Source organism: Pseudomonas sp. ZL2 (assembly GCF_054788455.1).
Genome location: NZ_JBGOGX010000008.1, coordinates 78,616 through 95,511 on the forward strand (window position 1 = coordinate 78,616; position 16,896 = coordinate 95,511).

22 protein-coding genes and 1 pseudogene are annotated in these 16,896 nt (G+C 60.8%); 3 read left to right on the forward strand and 20 right to left on the reverse strand.

Translation table 11 applies throughout. The features are described from left to right. Positions 1-68 precede the first annotated feature (68 nt). From ABM562_RS09425 to ABM562_RS09465, 9 genes are read right to left on the reverse strand one after another with little or no spacing between them, the layout of a single operon-like run. Positions 69-2,810: a conjugative transfer ATPase gene (locus ABM562_RS09425; RefSeq protein ID WP_460421597.1), complete on the reverse strand. Its 2,742-nt coding sequence runs from the start codon at positions 2,808-2,810 to the stop codon at positions 69-71. Further along, a complete protein-coding gene (locus ABM562_RS09430; protein WP_254468765.1) occupies positions 2,810-3,229 on the reverse strand; it encodes a TIGR03751 family conjugal transfer lipoprotein in 420 nt (139 codons plus the stop codon). The genes ABM562_RS09425 and ABM562_RS09430 overlap by 1 nt, the downstream gene beginning before the upstream one ends. Further along, a complete protein-coding gene (locus tag ABM562_RS09435) occupies positions 3,192-4,700 on the reverse strand; it encodes a TIGR03752 family integrating conjugative element protein (protein ID WP_460421599.1) in 1,509 nt (502 codons plus the stop codon). Before ABM562_RS09435 ends, ABM562_RS09430 begins: the two co-directional genes overlap by 38 nt. Continuing rightward, a complete protein-coding gene (locus ABM562_RS09440) occupies positions 4,690-5,493 on the reverse strand; it encodes a TIGR03749 family integrating conjugative element protein (RefSeq protein WP_460421601.1) in 804 nt (267 codons plus the stop codon). The genes ABM562_RS09435 and ABM562_RS09440 overlap by 11 nt, the downstream gene beginning before the upstream one ends. After that, positions 5,493-6,131: a PFL_4703 family integrating conjugative element protein gene (locus tag ABM562_RS09445; protein WP_460421603.1), complete on the reverse strand. Its 639-nt coding sequence runs from the start codon at positions 6,129-6,131 to the stop codon at positions 5,493-5,495. The genes ABM562_RS09440 and ABM562_RS09445 overlap by 1 nt, the downstream gene beginning before the upstream one ends. Continuing rightward, positions 6,128-6,529: a TIGR03750 family conjugal transfer protein gene (locus tag ABM562_RS09450; RefSeq protein WP_460421604.1), complete on the reverse strand. Its 402-nt coding sequence runs from the start codon at positions 6,527-6,529 to the stop codon at positions 6,128-6,130. Before ABM562_RS09450 ends, ABM562_RS09445 begins: the two co-directional genes overlap by 4 nt. Before the next feature lie 7 nt (positions 6,530-6,536). Further along, a complete protein-coding gene (locus tag ABM562_RS09455; protein ID WP_460421606.1) occupies positions 6,537-6,908 on the reverse strand; it encodes a TIGR03745 family integrating conjugative element membrane protein in 372 nt (123 codons plus the stop codon). Between the two features lie 15 nt (positions 6,909-6,923). Beyond that, positions 6,924-7,163, reverse strand: coding sequence for a TIGR03758 family integrating conjugative element protein (locus tag ABM562_RS09460; RefSeq protein ID WP_460421607.1), 240 nt, complete (start codon positions 7,161-7,163; stop codon positions 6,924-6,926). Beyond that, positions 7,150-7,485 carry an integrative conjugative element protein, RAQPRD family gene (locus ABM562_RS09465; RefSeq protein WP_460421609.1) on the reverse strand — a complete coding sequence of 112 codons (336 nt, stop codon included), beginning with the start codon at positions 7,483-7,485 and terminating at the stop codon, positions 7,150-7,152. Before ABM562_RS09465 ends, ABM562_RS09460 begins: the two co-directional genes overlap by 14 nt. 209 nt (positions 7,486-7,694) lie before the next feature. Between ABM562_RS09465 and ABM562_RS09470 the strand changes: the two genes are divergently transcribed. Continuing rightward, positions 7,695-7,904, forward strand: coding sequence for a hypothetical protein (locus tag ABM562_RS09470; protein ID WP_460421774.1), 210 nt, complete (start codon positions 7,695-7,697; stop codon positions 7,902-7,904). Positions 7,905-7,913: 9 nt separating this feature from the next. Here ABM562_RS09470 and ABM562_RS09475 read toward each other — a convergent pair whose 3' ends face one another. From ABM562_RS09475 to ABM562_RS09500, 6 genes and pseudogenes are all read right to left on the reverse strand, one after another. Further along, entirely contained in the window at positions 7,914-8,348 is a 435-nt protein-coding gene (locus tag ABM562_RS09475) for a bleomycin resistance protein (RefSeq protein ID WP_460421611.1), read from the reverse strand. A gap of 157 nt (positions 8,349-8,505) precedes the next feature. Next, positions 8,506-8,655, reverse strand: a pseudogene (locus ABM562_RS09480) (lysis protein); the annotation flags it as partial. A 4-nt stretch (positions 8,656-8,659) separates the two neighbouring features. Then, positions 8,660-8,869: a hypothetical protein gene (locus tag ABM562_RS09485; protein WP_460421613.1), complete on the reverse strand. Its 210-nt coding sequence runs from the start codon at positions 8,867-8,869 to the stop codon at positions 8,660-8,662. Between the two features lie 325 nt (positions 8,870-9,194). Continuing rightward, complete coding sequence (locus tag ABM562_RS09490; protein ID WP_460421615.1) at positions 9,195-9,851, reverse strand: Bax inhibitor-1 family protein; 657 nt, start codon at positions 9,849-9,851, stop codon at positions 9,195-9,197. A gap of 431 nt (positions 9,852-10,282) precedes the next feature. Next, positions 10,283-10,552, reverse strand: a complete 270-nt coding sequence (locus ABM562_RS09495) for a hypothetical protein (RefSeq protein WP_460421616.1) — start codon at positions 10,550-10,552, stop codon at positions 10,283-10,285. A 136-nt stretch (positions 10,553-10,688) separates the two neighbouring features. Beyond that, a complete protein-coding gene (locus ABM562_RS09500) occupies positions 10,689-10,889 on the reverse strand; it encodes a hypothetical protein (RefSeq protein WP_460421618.1) in 201 nt (66 codons plus the stop codon). A gap of 264 nt (positions 10,890-11,153) precedes the next feature. Here ABM562_RS09500 and imm45 point away from each other — a divergent pair, with 264 nt between their 5' ends. Together imm45 and ABM562_RS09510 are read left to right on the forward strand one after the other, a co-directional pair. Next, positions 11,154-11,486, forward strand: a complete 333-nt coding sequence (imm45, locus tag ABM562_RS09505) for an Imm45 family immunity protein (protein WP_254285004.1) — start codon at positions 11,154-11,156, stop codon at positions 11,484-11,486. Positions 11,487-11,679: 193 nt separating this feature from the next. Then, the gene (locus tag ABM562_RS09510; protein ID WP_460421620.1) at positions 11,680-12,198 is read left to right on the forward strand and encodes a hypothetical protein; all 519 of its coding nucleotides are present in this window, start codon (positions 11,680-11,682) and stop codon (positions 12,196-12,198) included. 119 nt (positions 12,199-12,317) lie between these two features. On the opposite strand, the gene ABM562_RS09515 is transcribed toward ABM562_RS09510, so the two are convergent. From ABM562_RS09515 to ABM562_RS09535, 5 genes are read right to left on the reverse strand one after another with little or no spacing between them, the layout of a single operon-like run. Beyond that, positions 12,318-13,046, reverse strand: a complete 729-nt coding sequence (locus ABM562_RS09515) for a TIGR03747 family integrating conjugative element membrane protein (protein ID WP_460421622.1) — start codon at positions 13,044-13,046, stop codon at positions 12,318-12,320. A gap of 35 nt (positions 13,047-13,081) precedes the next feature. Beyond that, a complete protein-coding gene (traD, locus tag ABM562_RS09520) occupies positions 13,082-15,208 on the reverse strand; it encodes a type IV conjugative transfer system coupling protein TraD (RefSeq protein ID WP_460421624.1) in 2,127 nt (708 codons plus the stop codon). Between the two features lie 9 nt (positions 15,209-15,217). Beyond that, the gene (locus ABM562_RS09525) at positions 15,218-15,637 is read right to left on the reverse strand and encodes an integrating conjugative element protein (protein WP_460421625.1); all 420 of its coding nucleotides are present in this window, start codon (positions 15,635-15,637) and stop codon (positions 15,218-15,220) included. Beyond that, positions 15,634-16,188 carry a lysozyme family protein gene (locus ABM562_RS09530; RefSeq protein WP_460421627.1) on the reverse strand — a complete coding sequence of 185 codons (555 nt, stop codon included), beginning with the start codon at positions 16,186-16,188 and terminating at the stop codon, positions 15,634-15,636. The genes ABM562_RS09525 and ABM562_RS09530 overlap by 4 nt, the downstream gene beginning before the upstream one ends. Then, the gene (locus ABM562_RS09535; protein ID WP_460421629.1) at positions 16,170-16,889 is read right to left on the reverse strand and encodes a TIGR03759 family integrating conjugative element protein; all 720 of its coding nucleotides are present in this window, start codon (positions 16,887-16,889) and stop codon (positions 16,170-16,172) included. Before ABM562_RS09535 ends, ABM562_RS09530 begins: the two co-directional genes overlap by 19 nt. Positions 16,890-16,896: the final 7 nt, after the last annotated feature.

Here is a 16,896-nt window from a genome sequence, read left to right on the forward strand (position 1 = left end):
AGGAGTACAAATGTGCTCTTGTCGTTTTTTTCTGAACAGAAGGGCTCGAATTGCCCTGACGGTGTTGTTCACGAGATGCCGCGCAGGCGATCAATCTCCGCCGCGACCTGCAGGGCAGCCTCCAGCTCGGACTGCTGGTGCTTTTCCATCAATCGCCAGCGCTGGGCTTTTTCTTCGGGCTCGGTCATGGCCAACGCGAGGTACAGGCTCGGTGGCACCGCGCGGAATAAAGTCTCCAGATTCTTCGACAGGACCACGCCCTCGGTGTACTTGCCCGAGGCTTTGCTCGCGGAGAGCAGCAGTGCCTTCTGCGCCGGCGTGAGTTTCTTGAAGCGGGCAATTTCCTCGATTTCCGCTGGCGGCATATTCAGGCAGATCCACCACTCGATCATGTTGAGCATGGTCTGCGCCGCATCGGGCAAGTCGGCCATGTTCTGCGTTGCCAGCCAGAACCAAGCGCCGAGCTTGCGCCACATCTTCGTGCCCTTGACCACGAAGGGTGCCAGCAGCGGATTCTTGGTGATGATGTGGCCTTCGTCGGTGACCATGATGATCGGTCGCCCCAGGTACTGATCGCGCTCGGCGATGTTGTTCACCGTGTTCATCAGGCTGATATAGCTGATCGACATCTGCGCCTCGTAACCCTCACGGGCATAGGTGGCGAGGTCGACGATCGTCACGTCGCTCTCCGGCCAGGGCGTGCCGTGCCGGTCGAACAAGGCACCTTCGAAACCCTGACAGAACAGGTCGATGGACTCGGCCATTTCCTGTGCGCGCTCGCGGCGCTTGTCGGGCAGGTGGGTGTCGCTGGCGATCTTACGCAGGGCATCTCGTACATGGCGGGTCAGCACCTGCTGCTCAGTCGTCGCGCAGAGACGGGCGGCATCAAGGATGCACTCGCGGATCAGGCTGCGGTCTGCTCGGGTCAGGCGCGCCTCTTCCTTGGCTTCGCCACCGGTGATCATCAGCCGCGCGGCGATCTCCAGCTCGCCCAGCACGTCACGCTGTTCATCACTGTCCGGCGCGGCTTCATCCAAGTCTTCGGTCGACAAGCTAGCGACCTGGTCCGGATGCTCGATCAGACGCCGGGCATGGGCGAACGGCGCCAGGCTCACATCGCTGCCTGGTTTGAGCTGAACCTTGTTGACGGACAGCCCGAGGGTGGCGAAATAGTCGCCCTGCAGGCCAAAGGAGTTGCCCGCTTCGACGATGAACAGCCGCGGCCGGTACACGGCCATGACCTGCATCAGGATCGAGACCAGGGTGGCCGACTTGCCGGCACCGGTCGGGCCAAACAACAGCAGGTGGCCATTCATCGAGCGGTCGAAGCGTGACAGCGGATCGAACGACAGCGGCGCACCACCGCGGTTGAAGAAAGTGATGCCTGGGTTGCCGGTACCAATGCTGCGCCCCCAGAGGGGCAACAGGTTGGCGACGTGCTGGGCAAACAGCAGCCGGGTGTACCAATTGCGTGTGTCCCGCGCTGGGTTGTAGACCATCGGTAACCAACGCAGGTAGCTGTTGCAGGCGGCCACTTCATCGCCCTCGCGCACCGGCTGCAGGCCGGCGCCGAGCAGGACGTTGGCAGCTTGGACCGAGCGCTGGCGCAACTGCTGTTCATCGGCGCCGCGCAAGTACAGCGCCAACGTGCCGCGGTACAGTTTGTGTTGGCGCCCAATCAGCGCGCGGGCCTCTTCCACGTCCTGGCGGGTCTGGGTCGAGGCGAGGTTCTCGCCGATGGCTTTGCGCGCCAGGCGATTGAGCTGCTCCTCGAGCACATCCTGGGGCGTGATCACCAAGGTCAGGCTCATGACCGCCTGCTCGGGCAACTGGTCGAACAGGGCGTTTAATGCTTCGCCCTTGCGCGTCTCGCCGGTCAGCTGGCCGATATGTGGTGGCCTGCGCAGCTTGTCGACCACCATCACAGCGTGGGGCTGCTGATCGAAGTACCACAGACCTTGCTCGCTATCGGAACGTGGTTCATTAAAGAACAGCCGCTCGGCGAAATCGTGGTCGAACGGCAGCGGCAGCTCCTCGCCGTCATCCACTTCCGGGTAGGGCACACGTCGATAGAACGCGGCAGGCGATTCGTCGGTGAGGGCAGGGGCTGGGTTGAACCAGGGCAGCAACCAGGCGTAGAAGTCACGCCCGGTCAACCGTCGAGGGCTGACCCCGCAGACCTGAAGCGAGGCCACCAGGCGATCGCAGGTGCGGTTCAACAGTTGGGCCGGGTCCTGCCCATCATCGTCGGCCTGGTCTCCGAGCCAGCGGTAGACCACCAGGCGAATCCGCCGATTGCTGCCGCGCCACGGCAGGTGAGACACCACATGGTCGTCGAACAGCCCACCCGATTTGCCGACGGCGTCGAGGTGACGCTGCATCGACGCGAGGAAAGCCTCGGTGAACGCAGTGCCTCGAGCGCGCGGCGCGATATAGCGCTCCAAGCGTTCGAGGTACGGGGCAAAGTCTATGTCGTCCTGGCAGAAGAACTGCACCACCCAGGGCGCCTGGTCGAGCTCGTCGAAGCTGTCCTGCAGCGCGTCTTCCAGGGCGTCGCGCGCAGCCATCAGCCACTCGGGCTCACGGCCCTCGGTACCGATCGGCTGCAGCTCGAACACGGCTCCCACGGAGTGGTTGTCATCGAGCAGAAAGCACTGCTCATCCTCGAGGTATTCGACCCAGGGCAGGTGGTCGGCGAAGCTGGGGTTGTGCGCATACTGGGCGGCCTCGTCGGCCAGCGTGGCGCGCCGACGTTGCGCTGCGCGCCAAGGCTTCCAGGATGGCGGGTCGCGACTCGCGTCATCGGCCATCACAGACCGTCCAGGCGCTCGCCGGGGAGCGCGTACTGGACCTTCTCGTACAACGGGAACACGGTTGAGTAGCCAGGCACCGGCGTCTGTTGGGTGCCGGCCAGGTGCGGGTACACGTACATGACCAGGTCCGGGTTGGGCAGGCGCGGGAACTGGGCACGGATCTCGTTGGCAGCCGTGCGCGTGTAGGCGCTCTGGTCATTGATCAGGCGCTCGGGGTCCAGCACCGGGCGACGCAGTTCTCCACGTGCCTCCAGCAGCTGTTGCTGAGTACCGACCGAGCCACCGCCGTTCCAGATATCCAGCATGGTGTGATCACCGTGGGGCAACATTTCTTCCTTGCTGGTGGAGCAGCCGGCCAGGTGCAGGCCGAGCAGCAGGCTAATCCAGATCCAGTACCGAGACGGATGCGCTTTCATGGTTCACTCTCCGGCCTTTGGGTTCGTAGTCGATGCTGATCTCGTGATCCAGGTGCAGGGCCACTTTGGCCCCGGGTGGCACGTAGATGGCGGCAAAGGCTTCACCGTAAAGCTTGTTGATCCACTCACGGATGTCGCCGATGCCGCCGCTGATGACTGAGCTCAGCGCGCTGTTGCCGCTGTTCTGGGTCAGACCCAGGCTGCCGCTGGCCGAGTGGATGAACGAAGTGTTGGTCTGCTCGCTGCCCAAGGCTGCAGCGAAGCCGGCGCCGGCCGCGGTGATCAGGCTCTGGCTGCCCAAGTACTGCTGGGCGTTGGAGCGACGCTCGCCGGAAATACAGGGAATGCCGTAGGGGTCGGAGATATAGCCCAGGCCGCCACGGATCTTCTCGGTGTCCGCGGTCTGGGTACTGCTGCGATTGCGGCTGACGACCTTCTGCGGCTGTGGCACGGTGCGCACGGTACCGTCGCTGAAGACAAAGGTGATCGACTCGACCTGGCCGCGCACGCAGGACAGCGTCCAGTCGCCGGCAGCGGTGCCGCTCATGACTGCGCCGACCACGTCCGGCAGGTCGATGCCGTTAGCGGTGAGGTTGTCCGGCCCCACCAGCACCTTGAACGGATAAGGGTCGTTCACCGTGCCGTCCACCGGCACCCGGCCAATCAACGCAGTCATGGCGATCGAGCCCATCAGGGTGGAATTTTCGGGGATGGTGTAGGTGGGCCGGGCGCCCTCGGTGCGATCCTGGGCGTTCTCCAGGTCACGCGCGCCTTTGGCGACGGCACGCAAACGGTCCTGGCCACGGTCGAGGGCGTTGTTGTCCAGGCCGTGCAGGTCCTTGAACTTCGACGTCAACGACGACAGTGGACTATCAGCCTTGCCGGTGTCTTCCTGGTCGGCGCGTGTATTCGACGGTTCGACCCACTGCACCACATCTGCCGGTGCTTGAGCCCCTGAAAACTCCTGCTCGTCGCCTGGCTCGAGTCCGAAGCCTACGGGCACATCTGACTTCGCGGCCGGCTTGCCGGTGATCTGGTCCTTGAGCCTGGAGAGCAGGCCCTGGGTCTCGCGGTGCTGCTGCTCAGCCTTATGCCGGGCATCGTTGGCCTGCTGGCGCTGCTCGGCGACCTGCTGGGTGACACTGCTCAGCGTGCTCTGGATGCGCGTGTCGATGTTGCCTTCGCGCGTGTGCAGCCGGTTATTCTCGGTCTGCAGCACATCATTGCCTTTCTTCAGCGTCTGCATCTCGCTGCGCATCGCTTTGACCTGGCCGATCAGCGTGGCCACGGTATCGCGCGGGGTGTCGCCGGCGATGCCCAGGGCCTTGGCCTGTTCCGTGCTGAGCGTGGCCTTGTCAGGATCGTGAGCGGGCTCGCTGTTTGGCGCGGCCACCCAGGATTTGATGATGATCAGCACGATGCCCAACAGGACCCCGGGCACCAGCCACTTCAGCAGGCTGTTAGCTTTCATGATCGACAGCCTCCGGTTTTGGCGGGGGCAGCAGCGCGTGCTTCAGGTCGCCGCCACGGGTAACCAGGTAGGCTACGGTGGTGTCTTCAGGCGTGCCGGCAAGGCCGAGGTCCGCGTGCTGGAACGTTGCCGCGTACAGCGTGGCTTGCAGATGGCGTGGGTCCAGCACCACCTTGTCGGGACCGCGGTTCACGATCTTCACTGCCGTCACCCAGTAGTCACCCAGCCGCCAGGCGGCAAGCGCCTTGATCGAAACCCGCTCGGTGGGCAGCAAGGTGTTGAGCGCGGGGGAGTCGCTCAGCGGTACCCGACGCACACCGGGCAATCGCGCTACGGTACGCAGGGGCGCATAGAGGTTCTGCGCCGCATAGCGGGTGAGCACCACCGCTACCGGCGTTGCTGCAGGTACCGCCTCCTTCGCAGCTTCCACGTCCGGTGCCGGAGCCTGGGCCACGATCTTGACCGGCTCCAGCGCCTCGCTGCCCTCGAGCGCTTCGATATCGATCAGGATGATGTCGCCCGACTTTACCGACTGCAGTTGCAGGCGGGTAGCAGGCAGGGTTTCTGCGGCACGCAGGTACACCGTGCCGCCGACCGACTGTACGCGTAGTTTGCCGGCAATCGTACTGGGCAGCCCGACGCGTACGTCTTCGTCCAGCATTAGGATCCGCTCCTGGCCCACCGTGAGCGGCACGGCCAGCGGCAAGCGGTCCCAGTATTTGACCTCAACGGCGCCAGCGGCTGAGCACCAGCCGGCGGCCGCCATCAGGATCAATATCAAGACACGCATCATCACGCACCTCCCGGCAGCGTCAGCTTCTGCGGTGTGCCTTCGTAGCAATCCAAGGCCAGGCCCCACTTGTTGTGCTCGGGGTCGACGTCGAAGCGCACCACCCGTAGTGGGTAGCGCACCACCACGCGTTTCACCGGCTCGGCCGCGTAGTACTCGTCGGCATTGAGGTCGAGCTTCACCAGCCAGCTGTGTGTATCCAGCTGCTTTACCCGCAGGTCCGGGTCATCGCTATAGCCACTGCCCAGCACCTCGTAGACCCCACGAACCCGGCCGCGCAGTTCACCCGCGGCTTTGCGGTACTCGAAGTCACCGTCGAAGAAGCTCTTGCACGCGGGCGTCAGGTAGGGCTGTAGGGCAAAGATGGCGCGCTGGTAGTCGACCTCGCCGTCAGTGGGCCAGCGGTTGAGTTGGCCAAAGATGTACAGCGCGAAAGCGTAGATATTTTCCGGCGGCACATCCCACCACTTGCGCGTACTGCCAGAGCGCAGGTCGGGAGGCACATGAATGGTCAGCTCAGACGGCGCGGACTGCCAGCCATACCAGAGCCCGCTGCACAGCAGCGCCAGGATCGCCACGGCCAGGCGCAGACTGAATATATGCGCCTGCTGCGCATCCACCTTATTGCGGAAGTGGCTCATGGCGTGCCCCTCGCATGCCGGCGCGTACGGCGCACGGTCCAGGGGCCGGAGTGCAAGATCAACTGGTGAGTGCCGATGCCCCAGTGCACTGCCAGGTGCCACTGCATACGCCGGTACAACCAAGTTTCGGGGCGGGCACGCTTGGCCCGGCGCAACAGCTTGCCGCCGCCGAGCAACACCAATGCCATGCACAGGAACATGCAAGTGGGGAGGATAGCAATGGAGGCGGTGGCTACCGCCAGCGGCGCGCCGAAGACCACACCCAGCGCGGCACCGACAATCAGGGCGACCCACATCTCATCGTTGGTAAGACCACGCAGGACCGCCGGGTCGCGGTTGAGGCGCTCCGGCAAAAAGGCCAACGTGCCGTCAGGCAGGGTGGTAGGGGTGTCGGACATGGTGACCTCACAAGATCGTCGCGGCTTTGGTGAGGAACCAAAGGATCACTACTACCAGCAGCGCGCCGACGCCGACTACAGCGCCGAGATCCTTCCAGGTCTTGCGCTGGTTCTGCACGTCGGCGTACGTGAGCGAATGCCAGGCCACACCCAGGAAGGCAAGGGTGGCGATCAACAGGCCGAGCAGGATGCCGCCGTCGTAGGCGTAGTTCTTGATGGTATCGATCAACCCCGAGCCTTCGCCGCGAGAGGGTGCTTCCATGGTCGGCAGGTCGGCCCAGACAAACGTCGAACTCAGCAGCATCAAGCCGCCGATCAGGGCTTTCGAACAAATATTCCGCAGCAGGAGCAAGCAGCGGCAACGACGGGAGAGGTTCATGGCAAGGTCTCCTGGTTACGACAGCATGAAAAACATCAGCACAATCAGGGCGAGAGCCAGGCGTAACGTGCTACCGCCCAGCGCGCCAAAATTGAGGTTGCCGGCCGCCCACCCGCGGTAACCGGTCCACATCGCCCAGGCGCACCAAAGCAACGCCAACACCAGCACCGATGAGCGCCATAGCACCGAACTGAGCTGCGGGGTAAACCCGGCCACGGCAGAGAACGCGCTGAGTTGGGCGTCAGTCATGCTCATCGGAGGGGATCCAGTGGGGGACTTCATCACGGTAATCACCGGTCAGCTCGACCAAGTCAGCTGGCTGTGCGCGGGAGGGCGACAGGTAGCTTTGGATGCCTTGACGCACACGCTCGAGGTCCGCAGCAAAACTCGGATAATCGAAGCGATAGCGGGCATCAGCGGCATCGACTGAGCCGCTGCTGGCGCTTTTGGCCAACTGTTCGATGGCAATGATCTGCCGCTGCACCAGGCTAAGATCCGAGCGCTCGCGTACGTCTTGAGCGGCAGCACCGAGCGATACCAGACAGACAAGTAGCAGGGAGAGAGAGGTGGTCTTCATGGCGAAATCCAGCCGTGGTAACTGGCATTTACCCTGAGTAGTTAGAGAGCATTTGGCATGGGTTAAAGGGATCTGCGAGCTTTCGCTTTAGAACAGAAGGATGCAGCTAGAGCACCGTGCACCATCCGTAGCTCCGGCTCCAAGCGGTCTGCCACCGTCAGCACCGGCAGCTACACTGTAACGACTACCAGTCTTTGATCGAAAAGCAGATGATGAGAAAATCGCCACAGTTCCTCAATCCCGATCATCCCATGTACACGGATGCGGTAGATGCAATGAAGCGGTTCCACGAGGCGCAGGCTATGGGCAAGGCTGCCGAGGAAATTGAGCATCTGCGCCTGATCGCCGAGGCGCAGTTCCAGGCGGTTAACGATTACCAGCTCAAAGAGTCAGGCGGTCATGTTGGTCATTCTCACTGACAGGCTCAATCAGATCGCTTGATGCTCGACTGCTCTGAAACCTAAGCTCTGAGTGAACCGCAACAGATAGCCATCTGGATCAAGCACCAAAAAATTAAGCTCTCCGTGCAGGCGCTCTTTATCTCGGTACCAGCACTCTTCAATGGGTCTGCGCAATTCAATACCAGCGTCTTCGATGGCCCTAGCCAAAGCTTTGGTATCAGAGCACTGAATCGAAAGATTCATCCCTCGGCCATAGGGTGATAATAGAGGGCCAACACGCCATGGAGACTCTTCCAAGTCATCCTGCTCCAGCATCAATTGGCTCCCTTGAAAGGACAGGAAAGTGAATCTGTCTTCAGGCCTTTCGTATTCAATTTGGAAGCCCAGAATCAGGCAGTAAAAATCTAAGCTTCGTTTTAAGTCAGAGACAATCATCTCTGGAACTAACGTGTTCATCTTCATAAATGGACTCCTTGTCGTTGATAACACCCCTCAAGCAGTGGGATGGCTGTCCATCTCTGCTCCGCACTGTTTGTACCACGATATCTACTTTTGGTCGCAATTCCGCGAACGACCGTTTTGGGTCGAAAGCAGCCGTCTGGGCTTGCCTTTCTCCAGCTCACCGCCGAATGTCTCGGACGTAGGCTTGGCACGCCCGCAGGGCAATTAATCCTTGGTCACCAGCATCAGTGATGGCGACAATTCGTTGAGCAGCCGCTGGGTCAAGTTCGCCTCGTGAGGCTCCATGAACCACGCCGCAGGTGTCGGACTATTCAATGGAGTGAGCGCGCCGGTCCACCAAGCGCTCGGAGCTGGTACTCAGTGACCGTCTGGTACAAGGACTCGGCCTCCAGCCGCAGGCGTTCGACTTCCTTTGCTGGTTGACCGGCATCCTGGGCCGCATGGTAGCGGCGTAGCGCATCGATGGCCTGCTGAATCAGCGGCTCACCCGCCTCGATAACTCCCGCCAGGGTCTTCTTCACGCTGCTGCTCCGGCTATTTGATCAGAGCAGTATAGGTCAACGGCCATTCGGGCTTCGCTACGGATCAACCAGATCAGCGACGACCACCAATGTCACCTTCCGGCCAAGAGCTGACGGTCAGCACTGATAGCAATCGCGAATAATGCTCCGGCTTGTGCTTGCTGCCAGGCAACCTGGTGCTGGGAGATACCGAAGAGTAATTGCCATTCCGGTAGCGGAAGTGGCGGCATTGTTGCCCACAGCCTTGGCCCTATCGGTGATGCATGGGTTGATTTAGCCTGCCTGAGGCGGCGGAGATTTCCGTCAGTCTAATGCTTGGTGTTCGTTATTTCTTGGACATGATCCGCAGGATGCGTAGGAACAGATTGATGATGTCCAGGTACAGCGCAGCGGCACTGTCGATCGCGTTGTCAACGGTGCGCTCGATCTGGTTGGCGCGTCCCCAGTCCACGCCGATGTAGCCGCAGAAGACCGCAGCGACGATGTAGTCCATTACCGCCAGATGAATGCCGAACAATAATGCCTGGCCCAGCTCGACGACGATCGACACCACCAGGGCGATAAACAGTGACGACTCGATCCGTTTAAAGAATGCGGGGAACACGGTCCCCAGTATCATCATCCCCGCAGTAAGGAGGATAGTGGTCTGCATAGCCTGAACGATGTGGTCATGCGAGTACCTGGGCAGAACCACTACAAGCAGCAGGCCGATCGGCACCACGATCAGGTTGTAGCCGAGGAAGCTGTACTCCGGCTCCTGCGAGCGGAAGATGATGGCGACGCCGGACATCGCCAGGACGAAGTAGCCAACGTAAAACAGTATCGGGGGAATGGCTAGAATGACCTCGGCCGGAACCGTGGTGACCAGATACCAGTTCACCGCAAAACCCCAAAGCAGCACGGCACCGAGTATGAGGTTGTAGATGTTGGCCGAAATCTGGTGGTTGGTACCGACCCGACTGAAGGTATCGTTTTCAATCATGTGTTGGGCTTTCCTTTGCTTAGTGTCCGTGCCACGGCAAGGCCGATGAAGGCTGGCACCATATAGTTCGATGGTTGACCATGATGGCACATAGCTGCATCGCAATTAAAGAGACTAGACGGCATCCGCAAGAGCACGAGAAAGGCCTGGGACAAAACAAGATCAGTGAGACTGATCAGCTCTGAAGACTGATTCTCTTGGTTGTTCATTAGATGGCTGCTATCCGACCCAGAGCGGCCCTTCGGGGAGGGCAAAAACGGCCCTCCAGGAGAGTTCTATTAATTTCCGACGCGAACGTCCAAGCCTTTACGGTAATGCTTCGTTCTAATTATCCGTATCTTGACCGCCATAAATACTATTGCACGAGATCAATGATATCTGCGGCCATTGGATGCCGCACGGATGCAATGCGACCTCCAGCTATTGCTCCACTATATAGGCTCCAAATACTCTATGGATACCTCTCCGCCGATGTAAGGGCCGCCATCACTATAATCCATTGCCGGCTCATCAAAATTAACCCAAACACTGGTGATAACTCTTTCTTTACCGGCAATAGTTCGCTGGACACTAGTGAACCCCACCTCGCCACCCAAGGCTTCTTTTACAAATTCTGGTGGTAACGAAACCACTCCAACTCCGCCATTCGGCCACCAAAAGTGGGGCTTAACTTTTATTCTATAACCATCTTTAAATTTCATTTATTTTTGGCCATGTTGCCGACTTTAATTTTTCATTTACCGTTCGGTTAAGGGGCGGACTTTAACCCGTCCAGTGAGCGAAGCGAACCATTTTAGCGCATTTTTATGTCTTGCTGTTTCCCACTAATCTTGCTGGTCAAAGATTGGCATTGGCCGCGCCGCGCATCACCAAGTGCAGTGGCTTGCCGGCTTCAATCGAAAAAAAGCCCTCCGGCGTCGATACATTCTTATAAACGGAAACCAGCTGCCCTCCCGGCGCAGTCGCCACGGTTCTCCCGTATTTGCAGCCGATAGCAGGCGCCTCGACCAGAGACACGCCGTTTCGATAACTTTCCATCGACACCAATTCGCTGCGGATAAGCGCATGCCCCCCCCGCAGGCAGAAGGTATTTTGGCGCTGGGGTAACTAGCCTGATGAATCAGAATGGGTCCAGCAATGGCCGCTCTTGGCCGTGAACTGCCCTCCACGAACGGCAGCTAGCGACCCAGAGCTGCCGTTCGACAAACAATATCTTGGGCCGCCCAGCAGGAATTTGAGCCACGAGTTGTCATACACTGCGCAACGCCTTGGGCTACCTGAACATAAGGAACAGTGAATTTCATGACAACGCTTCTTGAATGCTCAAATGAGGTTTTCAGTCGCGGAACCATATTCAGAGCCAGGGGCTCATACCCGTATGAAGAGGTTGTGGATTTCATGGTTTTCGAAACACTGGACGAGGATCGTCGCTTTGGGCTGATGGTTACCACTGGGTACAAAGCCGGCCTACCGCTGGTTTTGCTGCCTGGGGAGAGCAATGGAGGATGCCTGGGCCTCAGTAGGGATTGGGTTTTGGCCAACTGGGGCAAGTGGATCTATCCGGACTGTGAAATCTCGCAGGTCCTTGTTATTGATGGCTATAAACCTGACTCGCACGCGGAGTTGTTTGAGTAACCCTCCGAGCCGCCGAGCGGTTGGTGTCGCACCAGTCATGCTTGACTGCAACCGAAGTACGTACAGAGGTGTCAGGGGCAACTGCTGCACCAGGTCGTGAGCGACACCTGTGCCAAGCCTGCTGCTGCTGAGCGCTGTGGGTCGAAAGCAGCCGGTCATGAATGACAGTTTTCACAAGGAGCGGACTAGGTCAATGGAGCGCATCATCAACTGGCATCGGTTAGAATCCGCAGCTTATTTCGACAATGCTTGCTACAAACGAGGAAATTCCATGACAAGGATGGCCGCTGTTTTCACTTTACTGAATTGCATGGCGTCGGCCTCGGCATTGGCGGCGTCTGATTGTCCGTTTCCGCAGGGAATTCAGGCATCCATAGGTGCGTCGAAGCAAGCTATTGCGGCCAGGCAAGCGGGCGTCGCCAAGGATGATCTGCTCACCAGGATTTCCCCCGCTGCCAACGGGCAGATGTCCCAGATGCTAAAGAGTATCGTCGACGAGGTTTACGATTATCCAGCACTGCTGCCCGAGGTGTATGCCGCCTTCCGGTTCGAGCACTGCTTTGTTTCGCAGCAGCACGCCGAAGAGGTGGCGGCTATGAAGTTTGCCGATGCCTATCCGCTGCTGAAGAAATGCGAACAGCTCGACCCGGAAGGGGCTCGACCGCCTTGTGCAATGCGTGTAGTGCATACGTTAACCGGAATTCCCGAGTAAACGATCCGTTAATTTGCTAGCGGGAATGCATGCTGTGTTGTTGCGTCCTGAAATCGAGAGCGAGAAGTCGTCTCCATCCTTGTCCGCATCGAATGTCCGCTTCAGCCGATAGCGGACAGTCAAAGATATTTTTTAAACGTTGCAGCCGTGATTGCCACCATCCATCCAAGCAATACAGCGCATGGAAGTAGTATCAATATGGGATTCACCGAGCAGGGCAGGGAGAGGTAGATCACCCAAGGGCTCACCATCAGCGGCAGCAACGTCCGCTTCGCTCGATGGTAGACAAAGCTGCTTTCGCGATCCGCCCCGAACTTGCGCAGGTCACGGCGCATCAAACCGTCGACGGCACCGGTGATCATGACAAGTAGGAACAGGGGCGTAGCGAGGGTGAGGACCGCTAGGCGCACTACAAAAGTGAAGACCGTGAACAGTGCTGCCAGCAGGTAGTCCTGCATCACAACGTAGGCCTGCGCGAACTGTCCCTGTACTGATGCTTCTCGACTGAGCAGTTTCAGCTGGGTATCGGATTGCGCCCACCCAGAGCGCACTACGACCCAGTCATTCAAGTGCTCGAGTACCTTCGAGGTAGCCTGCGCCGGTTCTTGCACGAGCAGTGAACTCTTGAAGTGATTACTGAGCCAGCCGAGCTCACTCAGCCACATGGCATGGCTGTGATGCCAGCCCTGCTCGGGCCAGAACCAGAGCATGCCTACAAACTCCAGCACGATGGAGAAGATCAACGAAGCGAACAGCAAGCCGAGCAGTCGTAGACAAAGCTCGAGCATAGCGAAAATGAGCCCCGGGCTTCGCTGCACAGGAGGTGGTCTAGCTGGGGTGGTAGGCATATGGGCTCCACAGTACTCGGTTGTTCACGGCGCGCTCACGAGGCGTGTCTGTGCCCTGGTGGAGGTATTTCCGGATCGAAGTCGACCGTCGGTGCACCTCCCGCGCTGCTCCACCAACTCCCCGCATTGGCGTTGTAGGAATCGCGCATGCGCGCGGCCAGGGTCTGCAGATCTGCAGGCATTGCATCGTCGCTGGCTGGTTTGGGTAGCGGCATACGCACCTTCCACAACTGACCGCCTTCCTGGAGCGAGAACATCTGGCCCTTGGGCAGGGCGATGATGTGCGCGGGTTCGATCAGCGGCACGGCGGTGGTGGTGACCCGATCCTGCGAGGAAGAGGTGAAGTCGGTGCGAGCATCAGGGTCGGCGGTGTCCGTCGCGCCGGAGACCAGGGTGCGTGTTTGCACGTTGACCTTGGGTAGCTGGTTGGTCAGCAGTTCTGCGGTCGCGGTTTCCCGCACACGCAGCATCTGCAGAGTGTTGAAATTGCCGATGACCTGGCCGGCCTTAGCGCGGCTGCCGATACGCGCCTCGATATCGCTCAAGGTCTGGGTGTAGGCAGTGACCTGGATACCGGCACCGCCGCCCTTGTTGACCAGCGGAATGAACTCGTCGCCCATCAATTCGTTGAATTCATCGGCGTGCAGGTTGATGGGCACCTTGTTCGCTGCGCTGGAGGAACCTGGCAGACCGTGATCAATACCGTGCTTGTAGATGTGGCCGGCGACAGAGACCAGATCGGCAAACATCGAGTTACCGACGGCAGCGGCGACTTCGGCGTCGGACAACGCATCCAGGCCGACGTAGACGATGCCACGCTTGCGAATGACCTGCAGCCAATCGAAGATTGGCCGTGAATCATCGAGGTCGGCGTAATTTGGGGCGAGTAATTGCGCGGTCTTGCCGCTGGTGAGTTTTTCCAGCAGAGGTAGCAGTGAAGCCACGATCTTGTCGAAGTAGGTGCGGTCATAGCGCACGGCCGAGCGCAGGCCATCCATCACCGGATCGAAGATACGCTTAGCAGTCAGGTACTGCTCGATGGCAAACACGCGCTTTTCCCGGCCAATCATGTGTCGCGGTATGTTCTTCTCGGTGAGGCGGCCTTCGATCTGCACGATCGCTTCCCAGGCCTGCGGGTCATGGCGGGCGAAGAAACGCTGGGCGTACTCGATGAACAGCGCATCGATGTTCACCACGTGCCGCTGGATCTGTAGGTAGTCGGGGCGCCGGCCAAGCTCGATCAGGGCCCGGGCGATGATGTTGACGAAGCGCCAGGCGAACTCGCGAAACGCTGCCGAGTTGCCTTCGCCGCTGAGTTGGCCAGCGATGCGGGTGGCGACTTCGGAAATGCGGCCGAAGCGGCCGATGGCGTTGTAGCGGGCGGAGATCTCCGGCCAGCCCAGGTGGAAAACGTAAAACTCATGCGCGCGGCCGGCGCGGCGTGCTTCCACGTACATGCGCTTGAGCAGGTCGGCATCGCCCTTGGGGTCGAAGACGATCACCACCTCCTGGCTCGGCCGGTGGATGTCCTGGGTGATGTACACCTCGGCCAGACGCGTCTTGCCAACCCGCGTGGTGCCCAGTACCAGGGTATGCCCGACGCGTTCGCCCAGCGGCAAGCTGGCTTCCTGTTCCTTCGGCTCGACGCCGTGCAGTAGCGGTGAACCGCCAACCGGCGGCAGCGGACGCACCGGGTTGAGTGGATTGTCCCATGCGGTCAGGCGGGGCAGCAGCGACAGCCCAGGTGGAGCCTTCTCCAGCAGACGTTCCATCCGTCGCGCCCACTGGTGGGCGGCCGATTGGTTGACGTAGCGGGCCAGCGCCGGGTCCTGAGCCTCAAGCAGACGCTGGGTGTGCAAGCGGGTCCAGCGAAAACCACGGCCCATGAACAGGCGCTTGCCGCTCACTGGAATCTGTCGGCTGGTCAGCGAGTAGCGCGGCAGGCGGCGGATATTGCGCCAATAGCGCAGGACGATTCGCGCTTCGTTGAGTCGCTTCAGGCCGAAGAGAGTGTAGGCCAGGGCCATGCCTGCTCCCACCTCGGGCGACAGGGCCACCGCCCAGGGCGAGTGCAGGCACAACGCTCCGGCGCCGGCACAGATGCCCACGGTGTACAGCTCCACCGCAGGGCGTAACAGGGACTCCATCGCATGTTCGCCCATGGTGCACCCTCACTGTTCCAGGTCGGTGGGTGTGATCAGCACCGGGTAGTGCTGCAGTTCCAGGCGTTCGGCGATGTCGTCACCACTCACCGGCCAGATGCCTAGCCCCGGGGCTGCCGCCTGGATGCGGCGCAAAGCCTGAGTGTCGGCAACTTCAACAGCCAGGCCGCTGGCGCCCAGGTCCTGCAGCGTCTGTGCATGCTGGGCCAACCATTCCAGGGACGCGGCGTCTTGCCCGACCAGGAACAGCGGCGTGAACCCAGGCAGGTTCAACGCCCTTGGCGGAACGGCACCGGGTGATAGGCGTGTGCTGTGTACGGGCAGGGCCCATGTCAGCGTACGGGGATTGGGCAGTTGGCTGGGGGCCGCGAGCGCGCCAACCGTCCACCACAGGCAAGTACACAGCGTTACCCAGTGCGGACGGTTCATGGCTGCGGCCCTTTCGGAGAAGCCACGACCGCCTGGACACGCTGCCAGTGCTGACTGAACTGTCGGCGGTACTGCGCTGCAGGCTTACCGCCGGCAGGCCGATGATAGCGGCCCGCAGCCACGACCCAGTCACCGCTGTCGGCGTAATGGGCGCGCAGCAGCTCGGCAGTCACGGCCAGGTTGGCGCGTGGATCGAGGGCATCGCAGGCGCTGTGGTAGCGATCCGGGTGGTAGCCGAGGTTGGTCTGGCCCAGCCCGACATCGATGCGCTTGGTATCGTGGCGGACCAGCGCCAGTTTGAGTGCGGCACAGGCCTCCTCACGACGGGCGAAGCGCTGCGGCGTGCCGGCGACATTCAGGGTCCAGGGCCAGGGCATGAGGTGACCCCGCAGTGGCGTACCGCTCTCCTGCAGGGCGATGGCGAACAGCACGGAGGAGGGGATGCCGGCGCGCGCGGCGGCCAGTTGATATGCAGGCGGCGGCAGCGCGCCCGCGTGAACGGCTGTGATGCCGGTCCAGGCCAGCGCCAGGGTCAGTCGATGCGCTGCCATTTCCCATCCACCTGTTGGAAGCGCGCCGGTAAGGGGCGGATGGCGCCCAGGGCGAACCAGCGGCCGCGATCATGGTTGAGGGTGACCTGGCCGCTGCTGACCTGGACGGGGGTAATGCCGGCGTCACGCTCCCACTGGCGCAGACGTGCATCGTCACCCCGGCTGCCTACCAGGTACACGTCAAGGTACGCACCGGCACGCAGCCATTGCCGGGTATTGGTGACGCAGGCCGGACAGCGTTCCTCGACAAACAGGGCAAAGCGGCTGTTGCTGGTTGGTGCTGGATCGTCGGCCATGCCCTGCACGGACAGCATGCCCGGGAACAGGCGCGCCCAGGCGGCGGTGTAGGCCTTTTGGTAGGCCAGCTCACGCTCGGCGCGTTTGGCTTCGAGACGGACCTGCAGTTCGGCGTAACGCTGCCGTTCTTGGTCCGAGTCGGCTTCCACGCCGAGAGTGGTGAGCGGGTCGAGCTGCGGCGACCAGTAGTGGCGGGGCCCAGCCTGCAGGCGCTCGAACTTGGCCCATTCATCATCCGTCAGCCCCCAGGCCTTGGCCCGAGCCGCATCGGATGCCTGCCGATCCAGCGGCGTCTGTTCGCTGAACTGCGGGGCCGAGTCGACCAACTTCGGTACGCTCCACGCCAGTCCTGAGAACAGGCAGCTGGGGAGCAGGATAAGCGAGAGGATGGAGAGCTGAGCCATACGCACC

What these genes read in the sequence shown, in the direction of transcription:
- ABM562_RS09475 (WP_460421611.1), bottom strand. Translation starts at nt 8,348, where the DNA reads ATGAAGATGAACACGTTAGTTCCAGAGATGATTGTCTCTGACTTAAAA.
- traD (WP_460421624.1), bottom strand. Translation starts at nt 15,208, where the DNA reads ATGGGCGAACATGCGATGGAGTCCCTGTTACGCCCTGCGGTGGAGCTG.
- ABM562_RS09490 (WP_460421615.1), bottom strand. Translation starts at nt 9,851, where the DNA reads ATGATTGAAAACGATACCTTCAGTCGGGTCGGTACCAACCACCAGATT.
- ABM562_RS09465 (WP_460421609.1), bottom strand. Translation starts at nt 7,485, where the DNA reads ATGAAGACCACCTCTCTCTCCCTGCTACTTGTCTGTCTGGTATCGCTC.
- ABM562_RS09445 (WP_460421603.1), bottom strand. Translation starts at nt 6,131, where the DNA reads ATGAGCCACTTCCGCAATAAGGTGGATGCGCAGCAGGCGCATATATTC.
- ABM562_RS09455 (WP_460421606.1), bottom strand. Translation starts at nt 6,908, where the DNA reads ATGAACCTCTCCCGTCGTTGCCGCTGCTTGCTCCTGCTGCGGAATATT.
- ABM562_RS09440 (WP_460421601.1), bottom strand. Translation starts at nt 5,493, where the DNA reads ATGATGCGTGTCTTGATATTGATCCTGATGGCGGCCGCCGGCTGGTGC.
- ABM562_RS09450 (WP_460421604.1), bottom strand. Translation starts at nt 6,529, where the DNA reads ATGTCCGACACCCCTACCACCCTGCCTGACGGCACGTTGGCCTTTTTG.
- ABM562_RS09515 (WP_460421622.1), bottom strand. Translation starts at nt 13,046, where the DNA reads ATGCCTACCACCCCAGCTAGACCACCTCCTGTGCAGCGAAGCCCGGGG.
- ABM562_RS09460 (WP_460421607.1), bottom strand. Translation starts at nt 7,163, where the DNA reads ATGAGCATGACTGACGCCCAACTCAGCGCGTTCTCTGCCGTGGCCGGG.
- ABM562_RS09535 (WP_460421629.1), bottom strand. Translation starts at nt 16,889, where the DNA reads ATGGCTCAGCTCTCCATCCTCTCGCTTATCCTGCTCCCCAGCTGCCTG.
- ABM562_RS09430 (WP_254468765.1), bottom strand. Translation starts at nt 3,229, where the DNA reads ATGAAAGCGCATCCGTCTCGGTACTGGATCTGGATTAGCCTGCTGCTC.
- ABM562_RS09500 (WP_460421618.1), bottom strand. Translation starts at nt 10,889, where the DNA reads ATGGAAAGTTATCGAAACGGCGTGTCTCTGGTCGAGGCGCCTGCTATC.
- ABM562_RS09510 (WP_460421620.1), top strand. Translation starts at nt 11,680, where the DNA reads ATGGAGCGCATCATCAACTGGCATCGGTTAGAATCCGCAGCTTATTTC.
- ABM562_RS09525 (WP_460421625.1), bottom strand. Translation starts at nt 15,637, where the DNA reads ATGAACCGTCCGCACTGGGTAACGCTGTGTACTTGCCTGTGGTGGACG.
- ABM562_RS09435 (WP_460421599.1), bottom strand. Translation starts at nt 4,700, where the DNA reads ATGAAAGCTAACAGCCTGCTGAAGTGGCTGGTGCCCGGGGTCCTGTTG.
- imm45 (WP_254285004.1), top strand. Translation starts at nt 11,154, where the DNA reads ATGACAACGCTTCTTGAATGCTCAAATGAGGTTTTCAGTCGCGGAACC.
- ABM562_RS09470 (WP_460421774.1), top strand. Translation starts at nt 7,695, where the DNA reads ATGATGAGAAAATCGCCACAGTTCCTCAATCCCGATCATCCCATGTAC.
- ABM562_RS09495 (WP_460421616.1), bottom strand. Translation starts at nt 10,552, where the DNA reads ATGAAATTTAAAGATGGTTATAGAATAAAAGTTAAGCCCCACTTTTGG.
- ABM562_RS09530 (WP_460421627.1), bottom strand. Translation starts at nt 16,188, where the DNA reads ATGGCAGCGCATCGACTGACCCTGGCGCTGGCCTGGACCGGCATCACA.
- ABM562_RS09425 (WP_460421597.1), bottom strand. Translation starts at nt 2,810, where the DNA reads ATGGCCGATGACGCGAGTCGCGACCCGCCATCCTGGAAGCCTTGGCGC.